Here is an 18,154-nt window from a genome sequence, read left to right as displayed (position 1 = left end):
TTGCATTTTAAAAAGGTAAAATGTCACTTTAATTTTGCAATTATTATTTACATTTATTGATACTTCTTTTGGTGTTTGCTAACTTGAAAATGAAGTCAACATTCGTCAGGTTAAGATTTATGATTTTCTTAAAACATAAAGGTATTAGTATTCTTTATTCACTCTTATTCAATTCGAAGCAGCTCAGGCTTTTTAGCTTGAGTTGCTTTTTCTTATGCTATCTTTGGCAAACAACTTTCAGGAGAAGTTCCTTTGGAATAATATACCACATAGGTATGGATAAAGGGGGTGAGCCATTGGGAAGCAGTAAACGAGTAGAAGAAATGAATTACTTTGAACTTATCGCCTGGCTGGGAATAGGCAGTTCCCATCCAGGCGGCTTTCCCGCTACGAGACAGAATTTGCTTTCTCTGCAATTGAAGGCTGAAGACTATGTTCTAGATGCTGGATGTGGCAGCGGTCTCACAGCCTGTCATACAGCTAAAATCGTGGGCTGTAAAATCGTGGGGATCGATGTTAATCCAATAATGATAGAAAAAGCTAAAAAACGAGCTGAAAAGGAAGGAGTTTCTCATTTAGTAACCTTCGAGATTGCTGATGTTTACCACCTTCCTTATCAAGATAACTCATTTGATGTAATTATGGCTGAGTCAATAACAGTCTTTTTAAAGAAAGCAGAAGTTTATCAAGAATTGTACCGAGTTCTAAAACCACACGGCAGAGTGGCAGATCTAGAAATGATTTTAATAAAGGAATTACCTTTACCAATTCGAAAACAAATGGAGGACTGTTTCGGTTCCAGCACAAATCCATTGTTATATGAGGAATGGATTAATACTTTAGCAGACGCAGGATTTGAAGAAGTATGTATTGAAAATCCTCAGCCTATGAGAAGCAACAGCAACACAATTCTAAGTGAACTTAAGAAGGATTGGCTTTTACTCAAAGACCTCCCACTAAAAATCAAAAATCAACCCGGTTTGTATAAAAGACTTCAACGCAATGCAAATTTTATGAAAAAAAACCTTTACTACTTTGGTTTTGGGCTAATTACAGGTCGCAAACCAGAACCGAAACCAAAACCTTCTCTCAAAGAAGGCATTAGGCAATGGTTCCTGAGATTATTCCACAAACGGTGCTAAACAATGTAAGCTCAAAAATAGCCAGAAGATTTCTGGTTATTTTTGAGGTGTACGATAGGAGTTAAAATGCCATGATAAAGATATGAAATGCATTGTTATAAAAATATTTATCTTCTGATTTTACAAAATATATTGACTTTTTTGATTTGTTCCTTTAAAATTGAGATATAAAATACAATTTATGTTAATCCAATAGCTACTTGAAGAGGAAATCCCACTATGTTAAGATATAACTAATAGTAAATATAATAAAACGCAGTTTTATTATATGAAACATTTTGTCGACTTCTTACGACCGGAAATATCTTAAGGAGGTGATTAGGATGACTCATGGGAGAGAGGAAGGAAAAAGGGGTTCTGAATGGACACGGTCTCAAGAAATAAACGTAAAGTTTAACAGTTGGGAAGAAGGGGCACGAGGAATCTATTCGAATAGCAGCAATGAATTACATCCCAGACAAGCACGTGCAATGGAAGCATACGACCTTTGTTACAATTGTGAAACTGGGTTTCACTATATGAAATAAACATCAGACTATGAATCCCAGAGTCTCTTAAGTAAGAGCTCATAGGGATTCTTTTCATTGTGAAGACTTCCGATAGGTAAGGACGGTATGAATGAATATTCCATAATTGGTTACTTTAATTATATCCTCCTGATTTTGGGGTCCTGTCAAGTTATTTGATGGGACCCTTTTCTGTTAGGAGAGGGTAAAACATCGTTTTCAATCTTCGGATATGATCTTAATATCTTGAAGATTTTTTTCGATAATAATAATAGTATTGTTAGAAGTATAAAGCTATATAGTATCTGAGCTTAATGGCCTATGGTTTATTTGTTTCGTTCTATAGTACAATTAAATTATTCCTCTAATGACATGATTGAGGTGAAGGTATGTCTCCGCAAATCCGTTTTTTACAATGTTCCGGTTGTCGCTTTGATAGTCCCAGTTGGGAAGGTCCTGAAGAATGGATTTCACAACGTAATCAGGATTTGTGGAAAACATTTGAGACTATGCTTTTAATCTGTCAATCTGAAAAGATTGATTTGCTTTTTATAACCGGAAATTTATTCGAGCAAGAATATGCTCGCAAGTCAACGGTTGAACGGGTAGCAAAATCTTTGGGCACTTTAAAAACGACGAGTGTTTTCATTGTTCCAGGCGAAAAAGACCCTTATGTTACGACGTCAGCGTACCGACTTGCCGTATGGCCTAGTAATGTCCAGATATTTTCCAGTGGAATCAGTTGCTTTAACCTAAAAAGTCATAATATCAGTGTATATGGAGCTGGATGGACTGCTTATCAACAAGACGGAACTATACTCAATCAGGAGTATCGAGTAAAAAACGATGGCACTATACCAATTATGCTTCTTCACTCTAAGACAGCTGACTCAAATAGTCCCCAAAGTTTTCCCCTTAGTCCTGAACAGATTGCAGCCAGCGGGTTGGTATATCTGGCTTTAGGGTATCTAGCATTCTTTAGCGGAATTCAGAATGCAGGAAAGACTATTTGGGCAGATAGCGGCGTTCTCGAAGCCAGAAATTTTAACGAGCAAGGACCCCACGGTGTGATCGTCGGCAAACTTGATCAAGATGACGTTGAGCTAGAATTTCGAGAATTAGGCCAACGGCAATATATTACGAAATATCTTGAGTTTCATCATGACTATAAAGCCATTATTGCAAAATTATTGTCCGAAACAAGTTCTGAAGAACGTGAGCAACATTTATTTAGGATAACCTTTTCAAATCCGGTACCGAAGGATGCAGACATAAATACCTTACAAAAGCTGCTCGCTGAGAAATTTCGTTTTATCGAAGTTGATACCCCTCAAACTAAGGTGGATCCTCAATTCGGGTTGGATTTTATGACGCCTGATTTCTCATCATCGATTAAGACTTCACCGGAAGAGTGCAATTATCTTTCCTTATCTCAAATTTATTTTCAAAAAATCAAAGACTATCAATCTACAGCGATAACCCCTGCAGAGCAAGAGCAATGGGAGCTAATTAAAAAAATTGGACTGGCAGCTCTCGAACAGGGAAGGATAAGTTATGAAAATTGAACATATCAAAGGCAGCCGGTTAAAGGGCCTTGGGAATATCACTTGGACATTCCCGGCAAGCCCTGCTTATCTGCTTTTCAAAGAAGAAACCCAGCAACAATCACTGATTGAGTTATTGTTAAAATTATTTAGTCCCCAAACGCCACAAGGAAGTATGAAACTATTTAACAACATAAGTTTCTTAGAGTTAGTCTTCAGTAGTGATGAAAATAATCATTGTTGTATCCGTCAGAATTATCTGAAGGATAACAACGATTTTATTCCTACGTCAGCTTTGATTAAGGATGAAATTACGGGACAGAATGTGTTGTTTACTGACTCATCAGTATTAGGCGAATACATATTTGACATAAAACTGCAAACCTTTCAACTGGGGGTAATCGTTAACTGGTCAGACATCGAGGATCTCGATCAACTACGCCAGCGCATTGATAACCTTTGTCAGAGCGGCGATGAAGAACTATCACCCCTTAAAGTAAAAGCTTGTTTAGGCGGTGCAATGCAGAAATTGAATGAACAAAAGGGAAAAATGGCCCTGGTTAAAGCTAAATACGATAGTCTCAGACAAGAGTGGGAAGACTCTCGCCGTCAACAGGAGGAAGAACGGTTACTGGTCATTGAGATCAATAAGTTCCAAGAAGGCGAAGCAATCCTAGCAAACAAAATTGACTCAACTATTAAAATACAAGGCCGATTGTCATTGTTAAACCAAAACCCAGACTATCGAGAATTACGCCGACTCCAAACTGAAATTATGAATTCAGAAGAGGAAATCTGCCGTGCTGAAATCGATCTAGCATCCTTGACCAGCGATTCAATTGTTGATTGGGGCTTCCTAGAGAGTTTGCGTGAAGAATGTATTGAGTGGGCAGATCTTCAAACACGAGTAAACCGTTACGACCATATCATTCAAAAACTAACGGATATGATAACAAAACATGAAATCTTTTTAGAAACCTGTGGCTATGAAGGTTCAAATGAGGAAAAGGAACGAATAAGCAGACTTTGTGAAGAAAGAAATTCTGCTCAGGAACAACTTCAAAATTCCATTAACCTTCAAGAAGCTTTGAAAAATACCCGATTACAATATTCGGAAGAAATTACTCACCTTCAGGAATTTGCAGAAATGGCAGCAATAACAGAAGACGATCAATATCGAGTTGAACGATGGGAAAAGCAATTGAAAAAGTGGCAAACCTCTAAAATCAGCAGGCCAATTGATCGTACCTTAAAAAACCATTTAGGCAGAAAAAGTATCGAGGAAAAGTTCAAATCTCGTCTTAACCAATTTTATGAGAGGTTTCATGTTCAAAATTCCAAGGAGTTGCAGAATCGGCTCATGAAGTTTCGTGATCAAAAAAAAATTGTTGAGACAACTCAGGAGCAAATAACTCAATTACAAAATAAAATTGACAATGAAGAAGCCCTGCTTAAGATCGTTCATTCACACAATGAATTATTAAATCAAGCATTTTTTATCACAAATGCCGCCGATTTTTCGTCATGGCTTGATGGATGGAACAGCTGCAACCGTAAAAGGCTTCAGTTATCCCATCTTCATAAAAAACGACAAACGTTAATTGAACGTTCTAAGATAGAAACCAATTCATTACACTCCTTCACTATAGGCTTTCAAGAAAAGCTCATCGGCTGGAATATACCTGTAACCGATCGGGAAGATGTCTTAACTGCAATTTTTAAAGCCGCTCATATACTAAGAACAAAAGATCGCGCAGAAAGAAGATTAAGTGAGTGTTCAGCCAAATTGCAGACTATGCTCAGTAATCGAAGCTTAGATGATCTTTTCGAAAAATTGGAACCTTTAGCTGAATTAGAAAAAGAAGCACTGATTTCGGACGAAAATCGTCTTGAATCACTGACCTCTTGGCAAAAGGAACTGTCTGAGATGAGCAGTAAACGGTTACTGGCAGAACAGCGTTTAAAATTATTGCAAAAGCGTCCTTCTTTAGTCGCTTTAGAAGAAGAGATCGAGACTGTTAAAAAGGAATGGATGAGTTATGAAAGTTTGCTGCAAGCCTTTAATGACGCCCAAAACTTATTTGAAACCTCAATGAACACCTGGCAAGTAAATAACGGTAATGCTTTAAAGTATGAAGCGGCAAAGATTTTAAGAGAATTCTTCAATCAGCGAGAAACAAGGGAACCTCAAAGTGATCTGGACATGGCAAAGAGTGAATATTTTGCATATCGAATGGCGATTGCTCAGTTAGCTCTTAACTACAACACAAAAGTTCCTATGATCTTCTCTATTGGAAAAATGTCTGATGACCAGAGCCTCTGGAATAACATTATTAAATACTTAACTGATCTAGCATGTTCAAGGCAAATAATATTAACTACAACCAATCTCAAAGTTATAGATAAACTTAAAAGAGTTGGGTGGACTCAAATTGCCGGTTAAAAAGCTTTTTTTATTCCAAATCTGTTACTTCGTCATTTTTCGCCGTACAAATAGACTATAGTTGTCTCTAAGGACATATACTAAGAACTTTTTAATTTACGGGGAGGGGTTTCCATGAGTCAAGTTATCAACGCCATCTATTTTAGTCCTACAGGCACTACTGAAAAGATCGTTACGGGAATAGCAGGGAGTATTTCAAAGAAAATTGATCGTCAAACACATTCCATTGATTTTACCTTGCCTGAAGTAAGATTTAAGCCCATCGCATTTACTGCAGACGATATTGTGATTCTTGGAGTTCCTGTCTATGCAGGTAGAGTTCCGAATGTATTATTAAACTATTTGAATACTATTATTGGCAATGGTGCCATAGCAATTGCGGTTGTTCTCTATGGAAATAGAAATTACGATGATTCCTTAATTGAATTAAGAGATATCCTTACTAATAATGGTTTCAAAGTAATAGCCGGAGGGGCTTTTATTGGTGAGCATTCGTTCTCAAAAATTCTTGCCCAAAATCGACCTGATGAACAAGATATGAAGATTGTAGATGAATTCGCAAATGAAATCGCAAAAAAAATAACGTCGCCTGAGGAGCTTACTATCGTCAATGTCAAAGGAAATCAGCCTTACAGAAAATATTATATGCCGAAAAATAAAGAGGGAAATCCTGTAGATATTCGCAAGGTTACCCCCAAAACAAATGAAGATTGTTCTAAATGTAAACTTTGTGTCTCTGTTTGCCCGATGGGTTCAATTGATCCTGAAGACGTTGCAAAATTAATCGGCATTTGTATTAAGTGCGGAGCATGTATCAAAAAGTGCCCTTCTAATGCTAAGTATTATGACGATGAGAATTATTTAAGACATAAAGAAGAATTAGAAATAGAGTTTTCTTCACGAAAAGAACCTGAAATCTTTTTTTAACGGTTAGGGCTCAATGCTTGTATTACGCATTTTTCTATTAATACTTTTTCCAAGTATTCTTAATTATTGATGAAAAGCCAACGTAAATTCTAAGAGTACGAATGGCAAGTTAAAAATGAGAATTTTCAAAAAGCATAGTTAACCTTCCTATTTGTCTGGTTAACTATGCTTTTATACTTCAATCAAATTTACCATTTCCGAACCGTAAAATTTTCTTCGAGTAATAACCAGTTCTGTGGAAACTCATGGCCCAATACCCAATAATAAAAGCCTAGAATTCCCAACTGTTTAACTAAATCAAACTTACTTTGGATGCTGCGGGCATCTTCAAACCAAACCTCATGATGTCTGCCTTGGAGATCACGATATTTAAACCAGGGAGCTTGTGCTGTTTTATTAAAATGAATCTGAACTCCATACTGAATTGCCAACTTCAAGGCTTGTTGGGAACTAATGGAGCGAGCCCATTTTCCTGGTACATGCGGCAGGATCCAATCGTAACCGTATAGGGGAATTCCCATCATAATTTTATTCCTTGGTATAACGTTCACAGCGTAGTTCATGACGTTTCGCACAAGATTAATCGGAGAAACAGCCATGGGCTCACCACCTGACCAACCCCATTCATAAGTCATGATGAACATAAAATCTACAATCTGGCCGATTCCCGTATAATCATGCCCTTCATACAAGATTCCTCGTTGTTCTCCGCTCACTTTAGGTGCCACAGCGGCCGACAAAAAATAGCCATGGGGTTTTACTTTGGCAGCCGCTCTCTGCAAAAAATGAAGATATCCTAATCTGTTGTCTCCGCCCAGATACTCAAAGTCAAAATCCAATCCTTGATATCCTTTTTCTTCCATTAAATAGAGAGCCTGATCTAAGATATAATCTTGTAAATTCACATCATTAAAGATAGCTGTTGCCAAATCCCTGCTAAATTGCCCGCCAACATAATTAGTGAGCACTAATAAAGGAGCAACCCGGTTTCTTTTGGCTGCTGCAATAGGGCCTTGGTCATCGAGTGGACTAAGACTTCCGTCCAGATTTACCGCATGGCTAAAGATTGCTAAATACGTCAGATCACGTCCTACTCGGTCTATCGTCTGACCTGAGAGATTCCCCGTGATTCTGGGATCTAAATACGCGCTGACATCAATGGTAGGTTTGGCACTGAAAATTTGATGACTAGTAGTAGGAATAACTAAAGTTTGGCCGACTACTAAACGATCTTTATCCGGAACTTGATTGGCAGAAACGATAGTATCCAATGAAACCCCATAGTGTTTGGCAATTTTACTTAAGGTTTCACCGGACTTAATTACGTGAATTCCCATCTTAATTCTCCTCTGCACAAATACAATAATATTTAATCTAATGTATGTGTTAGAAGCTTGAACGACAAGAGGGAATTTATGGTTGAAGTTTATACGGGAGTGATTGTTTTAATATGATTATCTTATATTTTTATGATTTACTCTCCGAAAGCGAAAAGAAATATGGTAATATATGAACTAATCAGCATGCCAGAAGCAAAACATCCAAACAACTTGTAATGAGAAAACTATATATGAGTCCTAACTTATCTTAATTAAATTAATCGAGGCAAATAACAATGGAAGCATCTACTACATCCACTATACAAGGTACAAGGCGAAGTACTCCCCATATACGAATTAAGGCTTATTCCGTTCTGATTATTTCTTCAATCTTATATGCCGGGAATGTCATTGCGGGGAAGTTAATTGCCGGTCATGTTCCTTCCGCAGGTTTATCCGCGTTGCGGGGAGTTCTTGGACTTCTGATCATCGTACCTCTGACGTGGTCACGTGTTAAAACAGCAACAAGACCTGGCAGAAAGGATTTGTTCCAGCTTTTTGTTCTGGGTTTTTTCGGCATTACCCTCGCATATCTAACGTTCATTGTCGGTATGAAATACTCATCAGGTACTAATGCTTCAATCATCTCGGCGACGTCTCCCGCCTTAACCAATACCCTTTTAGTCATTGGATTTAAAGCAAAGTTGAATAAACTACAGATTTTAGGTATTATAACTTCATTTTTAGGACTTTTAATTGTATTTACTGAAGGATCCTTACATCATCTGCTCACCTTAAAATTAGGTCTTGGAGATATTATTCTTTTTATCAATGTCTCGTCAATGGCAATATTCTATGTTCTTGGCCAAAAAATCATGGAAAAACTCTCCTCAGTCGTAACCTCCATCTACGCTCTTGCCTTTGGCACCTTCTTGCTTATTCCTCCTGGAGTTTGGCAGCTTACCACAAAGCCTTGGCATCTTACATTATTCGATTTTCTAATGATCATTTATATGGGATGTTTTGTGACAGGCTTTGCTTTTTTCCTTAATCTCGTGGGAATTAATCTTATTGGCAGTGGGCAGGCTACAATTTTAAGCAACCTGCAACCAGTACTGACCATTGTTTTAAGTATCTTTATTCTTGGTGAATCCTTATCCTTTTATCACTGGGCGGGTTTTGTTCTCGTAATTTTCGGGATCATATTATCTCTTGCAAAACCGGAGCAATCTGTCAAAAACATTGCGTAACCATTTAACTTTATAGAGCGTATACTTCCAATTTAATTGAGCAGCAATATATGGAACACATATATTCATTTACCATATATTGGAGTGAAATAATGTTGGAGGTGATACAAATGTTTTTTGGACCATGGGGATGGGGTTTCGGATTTGGCTTTAGACCATTTTGGCGACCTTTCTGGGGCGGCTTTTGGTGGTAGGCTATAAAATAATCTGTTTTAAAATTCTTATTCCATTTAAAAATAAACCGGGTCTGAAAACCTGGTTTATTTTTCTTTGTGTTCATTCAGGGGACTTTTTGGCCGCTGAAGTTTTATGTTCTTTTTCAATGGTAAATATTAATTTCCCCCCCTTAGATTCTAGGTCAACCAAACTGGCACCCCGGTGCAAGTTGGCATTAATTGTTGCGATTTCTTCACAGGAGATATTCGTTGGATCAACTTCAAGTATGCCCCTAGTAAGCTCAACTGTCTTGAGGTTCATTAAATTATTTCCTCCTTTGTAATCTTTACATTGAATCAAACGAAATGAATTCGTATCGATCATCGTCTTATTTTTAACAATTTCTTATTCATCATTCGTTCATTTATTTGTATATGTTATACCTGGAAAACTGCAGAAATCTTTAAAGAAATTTTAAAGAAATAAGGATATACTAATTGTAGCTATAAATAAATTCTGGGAATTGGAGTAAAGAAATGTTTGAAGAAAAAGATTATTTAATGAAAATGGTTAAAGAGTTCACTGCAGCAATCAGTAAGCTTGCCGGGTTAAAGGCAGAGAAGAACACTGAAGAAAGTCAAGAAGTTCTTAATGATACATTAAAGTATTTTACTGACTTGGATATAAAAGTAATTGAAGCGCTTCCTTATGATATCTTGATCCATAAGATAAGCGGAAATACTATTAATTCCGAAAAACATCTCATGCTCAGTGAATTATTAATACAGCAAGCAGATATATATGAACTTAAAGGAGAGACTTTGAGAGCAAAAAACTTATACATAAAGAGTCTAAATATGATGCTAAATGTTTTAATGGAACAAAAAGATCCCATATCAGAATCGAATAACAAGGTTGATGAACTCCTCGAGAAAATTGGATGGCATAATTTACCTAAGGAAAGCAAATTATTGTTGTTTCAATATTACGAACTCATTCAAAACTATGGGAAGGCAGAGGATGTTCTTTTTAATCTGCTAAAAACGGATGAGCAAAATGATGCTGTTTTAAGGCAGGGAATGGCCTTTTATAAACGATTATCCCAGAAAGACCCAGTTGAACTTCAAAAAGGAAATTTGCCGATGGATGAAGTATTTGAAGGCTTAGAAACTTTAAAGCAGTATAAGAAATAGGAATAGAAGATCTGGTAAATGGGGAAAGTGAATTTATGTTAAATACTTTTCTGCTAAAAGAGTATAGTTTTTTGTTTTGTGCTTAAGGAGACGCAGGAAATCGTTAGTTTGTGCCGAAGATGTTAAGGAAAAAAGAGTACAAGAGTGAACTCAAAAAAACAAAGTTGAATTATACTATCTTGACCCAAAAATTAACTTCATAGGAGGGAATTAAATGCCACTTGTAACGACAACAGAAATGTTTAAGAAAGTTTATGGAAAATGTGCTGTCGGAGCTTTTAATGTTAACAATATGGAAATTATTCAAGGAATCGTGGATGCAGCTAAGGAAGAAAATGCCCCGCTTATTCTCCAAGTTTCGGCAGGAGCTCGAAAATATGCTAAGCACATTTACTTAATGAAATTAGTAGAAGCCGCTGTAGCGGACACTGGTTTACCTATCGCCTTGCACCTAGACCATGGGGAAGATTTTGAGATTTGCAAGGCTTGTGTTGATGGTGGTTTTACTTCCGTCATGATCGATGGCTCGAAGCTGCCTTTTGCCGAAAATATTGCTTTGACAAAAAAAGTTGTAGAATATGCCCATGCTAAAGGTGTTGTCGTCGAGGCCGAATTGGGAAGACTTGCCGGAGTTGAAGATGCAATAAATGTTAGTGCTAAGGATAGTAGTTACACTGATCCCCAGCAAGCCGCTGAATTTGTCCATCAAACTGGCTGTGATTCCCTGGCTGTCGCCATAGGAACCAGTCACGGAGCCTATAAATTCAAGGGAGAACCAAAACTTGATTTTCCACGCCTCCAAGAGATTACTGCTCTGCTTCCCGGTTTTCCATTGGTATTGCATGGAGCATCGACCGTATTGCCAGAGTTCGTAGCCAAATGTAATGAGTATGGGGGAGAACTCAAAGGAGCTCAAGGTGTACCTGAGGAATTACTCCACAAGGCAGGAACAATGGGGGTATGTAAAATAAACATTGATACTGATCTTCGCCTTGCCATGACTGCTTCTGTCCGTGAACATTTAGCGGTCAATCCGGCTGACTTTGACCCACGTCAATATCTTAAACCCGCAAGAGAAGCCATTAAAAACATGGTTAAGCATAAAATTAAAGATGTCTTAAATTGCAGCAATCAGCTCTAAATAACATATCATTGCCAAAGACTCATTCTCAAATGTCAATTTTTATTTTAAATTCCTCCATAAAAAGAAAACTTATTCAATTCTATAGTGAACTCGCTTACGCTAAAGCTGAACATCGGGGCTTCAGATACAATAATGTCCAGTGGACATTATTGCCGAGCCGCCTTTCCCAATAGGAATACTTAGCGGCGAAGGAGGACTCTACCCCACCTGAAGTTAACGAGGGACCCCCCCACTTATAGAAGTGGGGGGGCTTAAAAACTGGAGAAATATAGTAAGTTCAGTATAAAAGTTCAGTAATACTGGACTTTTTTCTTTTCGAGTTGGATCAATTTCAACTCAAATTCAGCAGGCATACAGATTTAATTCAGAAATGTCGATTATAGTAATGGGTATAAATTATTAAAGGATGAAACTACATTGTGCAAACATATTCTGGAAAGAGATTTTTATTTTGATAATGCAAAATTTATCTTAATTGTTTTTGTGGTTTTTGGACATTTAATAGAGCCCCTTATTAACCAGAACTCAATGCTAATGAATATTTATCTAACAATTTATAGCTTTCACATGCCATCTTTTATAATTATTTCAGGATATTTCTATAAAAAAACGGTCAAACTCTCATTTCATCAGCGCCTTCTAAAAGTTTTCAAACAACTTATAATTCCTTATCTGATTTTTGACGTATTGTTCTGGGTTTTTTACGTTATAACATTAAGGCAAGATTTAAGGATCGACTTTTTAATTCCAATTTGGCTTATGTGGTTTTTAATGAGTTCAATTTTGTGGCAAATGTTAACTCCTTATATTATAAGGCTTAAGCATCCGATTTTACTGACAATTGTTCTGGCATTAGTTAGTGGATATACCTTTCACATTGGCTATTTTATGAGTTTATCTAGAACAATTACCTTTTTTCCATTCTTTTTAATTGGTTTCTATGCAAAACGAGAGTGGTTTAACAAACTTCAACATTCAGCAATAAAATTTATCAGCATATTGTTTCTAAGTTTAACTCCTTTATTTATTTATAGATTAAACCTGAATAACCCCGGTTGGTTTTATGGGAGCTATGCCTATTCAAGCTTAACGATTGTTAATCAATGGACATGGATATATCGATTTGTCGTTTATTTGATTTCATTTTTGAATTCTCTGGGAATATTGGCCTTAATTCCACAATTCAAAATGCCTTTTACAAAAATGGGATCACGTACAATGTCAGTTTATTTGTTACATGGTTTTATTATCAAATATGTTGTTTTTAAATCAACGTTGTTGCATCAAGCAAAGGGAATAGGGGAGATTCTTATTCTTTTGGGCTTTGCAATGATTATAACATTAATATTAGCTTCGGCGATTCTTGATAAAATCGTCACTCAAGTCAATGACTTCTTAAAACCAGGCTTGATAAAACCTAGTTCTAATAATTTAAACAGAAATATAAAATTTTAACTCCATCACCATCAACGATAACGATCAAATTATTTTTATACTCCAGGCCCACGAGCTCGTAAATTATTAAGGTTCATCCAATTATAAGGCCCCACTTCTGAGCTTATGATTTTGATATGTACCTCAAAAACATTTTTAGGAAAATATTCATCACATTAGTATATTTATGTTGATCAATATAAATTTCAAATACTATTATTAGGGCTTTAATACAAAAGAATAAGAAAATAATTATCCTCAAAGAAGGAATTTTGATCATATACGCAGAATTATGTTCTGTGATATCAACATAGATCGATCTGATTTGAGGAGGTTAAAAAGTGAGTTTCCGCGTAGCAATCACTGGTTTTGGTAGAATTGGTCGCTTAACACTGCGTGCTGCCCTTAGTCAAGCCCTTCCTTTTGAGATTGTAGCCATTAATGATATGGGCAGTCCCGATATGTTAGCTCATTTACTTAAGTATGACACATTTCATGGTACTCTTTCACAAACGGTTGAAGCAGATGGTAACTCGTTAATTATTGATGGAAAACGAATTCAAATTGTAGCCGATAGAAACCCTCTAAATTTACCTTGGAGAGACCTTGGAGTAGATATTGTTATAGAGTGTACAGGTAAATTCAAACAACGTGACAAAGCTGCCCAACACCTGACTGCCGGGGCTAAAAAGGTTGTTATTACTGCTCCAGCAAAAAACGAAGATATTACAATTGTTATGGGAGTTAACGAAGATAACTATGATCCATTAAATCATCATATTATTTCTAATGCTTCTTGTACAACAAACTGCCTTGCACCTGTTGCGAAAGTTTTGCTCGACAATTTTGGAATTGAACAAGGAATGATGACTACGACCCACTCAGTTACTAACGATCAACGAACAGTTGATGTTAAACATAAAGACTGGCGGAGATCTCGCGCCGCTTATCAATCAATGATTCCCACAACAACAGGAGCAGCTAAAGCCGTAACTCTTGTTATACCTGAATTAGCCGGTAAGATGAGTGGTATAGCTGTTCGGGTACCTACACCGAATGTATCCTTGGTCGATTTTGTTGCTGTACTAACTAAACCCACGACCAAAAAAGAAGTAAATACTTGCTTGCGGGAAGCTGCAGAGGGCCACATGAAAGGATATCTAGACTATACAGAATTACCCCTTGTTTCTCATGACTTTAACGGTAATTCGGCCAGTGCCATAGTAGACGGACTGTCAACGACGATGCTTGGTGATCATATGGTTAAAGTGTTGGCTTGGTATGATAATGAATGGGGATATTCATGCCGAGTTGTTGACTTAGTAAAACATATTGTCGAAAAAGGAATTTAGCATATAAATTAGATAGCCTATGAAACCATGATCCTGTTTATCAACTAAAAAAATCGTGAATATATCCTATAATCAACAAATTTATAAAATTTTTATATAGAAGACGTTGTCTTTATGAAAAGGCAGCGTTTTTTTATCAGGTTTTTAAGACAAAATAGAGAGCCTAACACCTTATTGGATACATTGATTTTTCTTAAGGCGGAAGATAGGAAAAAATAAGCGAAATCAGCGCGAAGATCCGCACGATCATTGAAAGAATTCCCATTTCTCAAGATATAGAAGGGGAGATCACATATTATCTCACAAAGCTTGGTGAAAAAGACGCCCATGCCGTACGTTCCAGCGCTACTGCGGAGGATCTTCCGACTGCATCCGAAAGCGGCCCATATTGGGTCGCTTTTTAGTTTGATAGATACGTATTACTATCATCACTGTAAAAGTACCGATCTACATACTATTTTTATTATAATTATCTGTTTGGTATAAACAATAAAAATTATTTCGTTTGAATTTAGCATATTTACATTGCATTTTTATAACACAGTTAATTGATTTATAAATTAATCATATTACGTATCTCTGAATTGAAAACATCTGTCCTTGTAATAAACATACAATAATATTATTATTTAAAATTAACGCAAAGGTATTGTATTATTTGTCGAAATAATTATAATTAAGTTTACATTAATTTATTCCAAAGGGGGATATCAGGATGGCAGCAAAAGAAAAAACCACAAGTAAGTTAACTTTGTTACCATTAGTTTTAATGATTTTCACGTCCGTCTTTGGTTTCACGAATATGCCGAGATCCTTTTACTTAATGGGGTACGGTGCTATTCCCTGGTATCTACTGTCTGGAATTACTTTCTTTCTTCCGTATGCCTTTATGTTAGCGGAATATGGCGCCGCATTTAAAAACAAAAAGGGCGGAATCTATTCGTGGATGGAGGAATCAATTGGACCCAAGTACGCCTTTATAGGCACTTTTATGTGGTATGCTTCTTATGTAGTTTGGATGGTTAATGTAGCATCTGCGATCTGGATCCCCTTATCTAACTCTATCTTCGGTAAAGATACAACTTCAACATGGACTCTATTCGGTTTAAGTTCTACACAAACTTTAGGTTTATTAGGAATGGTCTGGATTATTCTTGTTACTTTTATTGCTTCCAAAGGGTTGGACAAAATTACTAAGGTAACATCTATCGGCGGTACAGCTGTCGCCTTGCTAAATATTGTTCTTTTAGTGGGTGCGTTATTTGTTCTTGCAGCTAATCACGGTCATTTTGCACAACCTATTCTTTCTGCTCAGTCCTTTATAAAATCACCGAACCACTCTTACGGAACTCCAATAGCAATGCTCTCCTTTATTGTTTTTGCATTATTTGCCTATGGAGGAATTGAAGCTGTAGGAGGATTAGTAGACCGGACGGAAAAAGCTGAAGTAGTATTTCCTAAAGCGGTTACCATTTCTGCCATAATTATTGCCATTGCATATTCATTAGGCATCTTCTTAATAGGTATTTTTATTAATTGGAATCATGTACTAGCTTCGAATAATGTTAATATGGCCAATGTTGCCTATATTGTAATGCAAAATCTAGGCTATCAGGTCGGTCATGGTTTAGGCCTAAATGAGGTATCTGCTCTAACACTTGGTGCCTGGGTCGCTCGTCTTGTAGGGTTATCCATGTTTCTGGCCTTGACCGGAGCGTTTTTCACATTGATTTATGCTCCCCTAAAGCAAATGATTGAAGGGACACCTGCCGAATTATGGCCTGGGAAAATGAGTGAAGTAAAGAATGGTATGCCTTTAAACGCTATGTGGATTCAGTGCCTCGTTGTCATTGTCATGATCTTTATTGTATCGTTTGGTGGACAGGCAGCATCAGCTTTCTTTAATAAATTGGTGTTGATGACAAATGTAGCCATGACTATCCCCTGTATGTTCATTTCGGGAGCCTATGCAGCCTTTAAGAAAAAGACTGATATTGCGAAACCCTTTGTAGTATTTAAAAGCTACAAATCTGCATTGTTAGTAACAATTATTGTGACTTTTACAGTTGGTTTTGCTAATTTCTTTACGATTATTCAACCGGCTACTCAAGGGGATCTGCAATCAACGATTTGGATGATTTCAGGGCCAGTATTCTTCACAGTCGTAGCATTTTGGATGTATCACAGATACGAAAAGAAGAAAAAGATTCATCAACCGCTTCCGAAATATGCCGCTAAGTAAATCCATTTTGCTAAATGCTAAATAAGGATAAATAGACAAATATAAACTGCCGAAGCGTTACGCAAACACTTCGGCAGTTTTGAATTGGCAGCATATTTCGGGGAATGCGAAAAAATCGCGAACTGAATGAAAGGATTCCTTGTTTCCGAACATACACTTCCCATCATATTTTATAGGGGAGGTGGGATAAATGACAGTTGAACTACAGCCAACAGGTCCAGTTACTAGTTGCTTTACACGTGTTACAAGTGTCGAAGAGTATTTAAATGCCGTAGATAAGGCATTTGCTAAAATCTGTCCCATGACTGGGAGATGTGAACTATGGTACCGTGGTCAAAACGAATTAAATCAACCAACAAAACCAATTCGATGGGACCTAATTCCCAGCATCGCTCGAAGTCCGCGCAATCCCCTTATGGAGATTATCTATCTGTCGAAGTTTAAATCCTATGCTATTCCTTTTGTACAAGAATTACCCTCTTTTCCAATTCCGAATGGTCAGGCTGCTTATTGGCACTGGCTCTTTATGATGCAGCATTATGGAGTTCCAACCCGAATTATGGATTGGAGTCGCGATGCCCTGACTGGTCTTTTCTTTGCTTTGGATGGGCGGAGTTCAAATGATGGTAGACCAGATGCCGCAGTTTGGATTCTAAACCCTGTTCGTCTCAATGAAGCATTTTCCTTCCATAGTTTCGTTAAGCCAGGCTATATACCTAATGTGGATGAAGAAATTGTTGACCTCTACTTTGGTCCGAATGCCAAAATCCTTGAAAGCAAAAAACCCGCCGCAGTTATTGGCCCTTTAAATAACCCCCACATTGTGGCGCAAAAAGGGGTTTTTTACTGTAAGTTTTCCCTTCATTGATAGGGAAGGGTTATCCCATTAAATCTTTTTGCGGATTGCATCAAATTAATTTAGTTGAGATCTGTGTTGCTGCTAACAGAGTTTCTGAAATCCTTGCCGAACTCGAACATTATGGCGTGACTAGATTTACATTATATCCGGATATTACTCAAGTTAAAGATCAAATTAACTTGGAAATTCAAGAGGAAGGACAGTTGCCTTCAGTTACTGCTAGTTCGATTGTAAATGTTTCCAAAACAGGCGTGAATCTATCCATTTAACTGGGTTAACTGGGCGAAAAGGTTGAAAGAGAAGGCAGAAGGCAAACGTTTAAGTAAATGTACTGTTCAGAATCAGTTTAGTACAGATTTTAGGGAGTGGTGGGGGAGAGTTCATTGAAGTTTCTGACGATAATTTATTGCAAAAGTGCTTCTAATCAAAAGCCTATTTTTGAATTTGAATTATTTAAATGCTTACTAGATTGAACTGTAAGGCCTAGGCTATTATATAAATGTGGTTATCGTGGTTGCTACTAAATGTAGGGCTGAGAAACAGGATTGAGAATATCAATCAGGAAACAGTAAAAATTGAAATTATATTATATCAAATTAAAATCACTTCATATACCTCATTTAAATAGCTGTGGTGTGGACGT

At 37.0% G+C, this 18,154-nt stretch carries 16 protein-coding genes; 14 read left to right on the top strand and 2 right to left on the bottom strand.

Annotated features, from left to right (window positions below):
* Positions 1-275 precede the first annotated feature (275 nt).
* The 5 genes from DEAC_RS18770 (at position 276) to DEAC_RS18750 (ending at position 6,562) form a co-directional block, all read left to right on the top strand.
* Entirely contained in the window at positions 276-1,142 is an 867-nt protein-coding gene (locus tag DEAC_RS18770) for a class I SAM-dependent methyltransferase (protein WP_047811616.1), read from the top strand.
* 323 nt (positions 1,143-1,465) lie between these two features.
* Complete coding sequence (locus DEAC_RS18765; protein ID WP_047811615.1) at positions 1,466-1,669, top strand: hypothetical protein; 204 nt, start codon at positions 1,466-1,468, stop codon at positions 1,667-1,669.
* A 368-nt stretch (positions 1,670-2,037) separates the two neighbouring features.
* Positions 2,038-3,213 (top strand): metallophosphoesterase family protein, encoded by a 1,176-nt coding sequence (locus tag DEAC_RS18760; protein WP_047811614.1) that lies wholly within the window; start codon positions 2,038-2,040, stop codon positions 3,211-3,213.
* Positions 3,203-5,635 carry an AAA family ATPase gene (locus tag DEAC_RS18755; protein ID WP_047811613.1) on the top strand — a complete coding sequence of 811 codons (2,433 nt, stop codon included), beginning with the start codon at positions 3,203-3,205 and terminating at the stop codon, positions 5,633-5,635. Before DEAC_RS18760 ends, DEAC_RS18755 begins: the two co-directional genes overlap by 11 nt.
* 114 nt (positions 5,636-5,749) lie before the next feature.
* Positions 5,750-6,562 (top strand): EFR1 family ferrodoxin, encoded by an 813-nt coding sequence (locus DEAC_RS18750; protein WP_047811612.1) that lies wholly within the window; start codon positions 5,750-5,752, stop codon positions 6,560-6,562.
* Positions 6,563-6,750: 188 nt separating this feature from the next.
* Here the strand turns inward: DEAC_RS18750 and DEAC_RS18745 are convergent, their stop codons facing one another.
* Entirely contained in the window at positions 6,751-7,899 is a 1,149-nt protein-coding gene (locus DEAC_RS18745) for a glycoside hydrolase family 18 protein (protein ID WP_047811611.1), read from the bottom strand.
* Between the two features lie 278 nt (positions 7,900-8,177).
* Between DEAC_RS18745 and DEAC_RS18740 the strand changes: the two genes are divergently transcribed.
* Positions 8,178-9,131: a DMT family transporter gene (locus DEAC_RS18740; protein WP_047811610.1), complete on the top strand. Its 954-nt coding sequence runs from the start codon at positions 8,178-8,180 to the stop codon at positions 9,129-9,131.
* A gap of 276 nt (positions 9,132-9,407) precedes the next feature.
* Here DEAC_RS18740 and DEAC_RS18735 read toward each other — a convergent pair whose 3' ends face one another.
* Entirely contained in the window at positions 9,408-9,608 is a 201-nt protein-coding gene (locus tag DEAC_RS18735) for a hypothetical protein (RefSeq protein WP_047811609.1), read from the bottom strand.
* Positions 9,609-9,823: 215 nt separating this feature from the next.
* Between DEAC_RS18735 and DEAC_RS18730 the strand changes: the two genes are divergently transcribed.
* The 8 genes from DEAC_RS18730 (at position 9,824) to DEAC_RS24325 (ending at position 17,780) form a co-directional block, all read left to right on the top strand.
* Positions 9,824-10,480, top strand: coding sequence for a DUF6483 family protein (locus DEAC_RS18730; protein WP_047811608.1), 657 nt, complete (start codon positions 9,824-9,826; stop codon positions 10,478-10,480).
* Positions 10,481-10,694: 214 nt separating this feature from the next.
* The gene (gene fba / locus DEAC_RS18725) at positions 10,695-11,621 is read left to right on the top strand and encodes a class II fructose-1,6-bisphosphate aldolase (protein ID WP_047811607.1); all 927 of its coding nucleotides are present in this window, start codon (positions 10,695-10,697) and stop codon (positions 11,619-11,621) included.
* Positions 11,622-12,041: 420 nt separating this feature from the next.
* Positions 12,042-13,079 carry an acyltransferase family protein gene (locus DEAC_RS18720; RefSeq protein ID WP_053006514.1) on the top strand — a complete coding sequence of 346 codons (1,038 nt, stop codon included), beginning with the start codon at positions 12,042-12,044 and terminating at the stop codon, positions 13,077-13,079.
* Positions 13,080-13,399: 320 nt separating this feature from the next.
* The gene (gene gap, locus DEAC_RS18715; protein ID WP_047811606.1) at positions 13,400-14,410 is read left to right on the top strand and encodes a type I glyceraldehyde-3-phosphate dehydrogenase; all 1,011 of its coding nucleotides are present in this window, start codon (positions 13,400-13,402) and stop codon (positions 14,408-14,410) included.
* Positions 14,411-14,625: 215 nt separating this feature from the next.
* Positions 14,626-14,814, top strand: coding sequence for a PEP/pyruvate-binding domain-containing protein (locus tag DEAC_RS22965; protein ID WP_427846282.1), 189 nt, complete (start codon positions 14,626-14,628; stop codon positions 14,812-14,814).
* A gap of 311 nt (positions 14,815-15,125) precedes the next feature.
* Positions 15,126-16,652, top strand: coding sequence for a glutamate/gamma-aminobutyrate family transporter YjeM (gene yjeM, locus DEAC_RS18710; protein WP_047811605.1), 1,527 nt, complete (start codon positions 15,126-15,128; stop codon positions 16,650-16,652).
* A gap of 190 nt (positions 16,653-16,842) precedes the next feature.
* Positions 16,843-17,520: an FRG domain-containing protein gene (locus DEAC_RS18705; RefSeq protein ID WP_242847210.1), complete on the top strand. Its 678-nt coding sequence runs from the start codon at positions 16,843-16,845 to the stop codon at positions 17,518-17,520.
* Between the two features lie 35 nt (positions 17,521-17,555).
* Entirely contained in the window at positions 17,556-17,780 is a 225-nt protein-coding gene (locus DEAC_RS24325) for a hypothetical protein (RefSeq protein ID WP_242847209.1), read from the top strand.
* Positions 17,781-18,154: the final 374 nt, after the last annotated feature.

It is taken from the genome of Desulfosporosinus acididurans, assembly GCF_001029285.1.
GTDB lineage: Bacteria > Bacillota > Desulfitobacteriia > Desulfitobacteriales > Desulfitobacteriaceae > Desulfosporosinus > Desulfosporosinus acididurans.
This window is presented reverse-complemented; position numbering and strand designations above follow the sequence as displayed.

Bases quoted from the DNA above. Each gene is read 5' to 3' on its own strand.
- DEAC_RS18770 (WP_047811616.1), top strand. From the start codon at position 276: ATGGATAAAGGGGGTGAGCCATTGGGAAGCAGTAAACGAGTAGAAGAA.
- DEAC_RS18765 (WP_047811615.1), top strand. From the start codon at position 1,466: ATGACTCATGGGAGAGAGGAAGGAAAAAGGGGTTCTGAATGGACACGG.
- DEAC_RS18760 (WP_047811614.1), top strand. From the start codon at position 2,038: ATGTCTCCGCAAATCCGTTTTTTACAATGTTCCGGTTGTCGCTTTGAT.
- DEAC_RS18755 (WP_047811613.1), top strand. From the start codon at position 3,203: ATGAAAATTGAACATATCAAAGGCAGCCGGTTAAAGGGCCTTGGGAAT.
- DEAC_RS18750 (WP_047811612.1), top strand. From the start codon at position 5,750: ATGAGTCAAGTTATCAACGCCATCTATTTTAGTCCTACAGGCACTACT.
- DEAC_RS18745 (WP_047811611.1), bottom strand. From the start codon at position 7,899: ATGGGAATTCACGTAATTAAGTCCGGTGAAACCTTAAGTAAAATTGCC.
- DEAC_RS18740 (WP_047811610.1), top strand. From the start codon at position 8,178: ATGGAAGCATCTACTACATCCACTATACAAGGTACAAGGCGAAGTACT.
- DEAC_RS18735 (WP_047811609.1), bottom strand. From the start codon at position 9,608: ATGAACCTCAAGACAGTTGAGCTTACTAGGGGCATACTTGAAGTTGAT.
- DEAC_RS18730 (WP_047811608.1), top strand. From the start codon at position 9,824: ATGTTTGAAGAAAAAGATTATTTAATGAAAATGGTTAAAGAGTTCACT.
- fba (WP_047811607.1), top strand. From the start codon at position 10,695: ATGCCACTTGTAACGACAACAGAAATGTTTAAGAAAGTTTATGGAAAA.
- yjeM (WP_047811605.1), top strand. From the start codon at position 15,126: ATGGCAGCAAAAGAAAAAACCACAAGTAAGTTAACTTTGTTACCATTA.
- DEAC_RS18705 (WP_242847210.1), top strand. From the start codon at position 16,843: ATGACAGTTGAACTACAGCCAACAGGTCCAGTTACTAGTTGCTTTACA.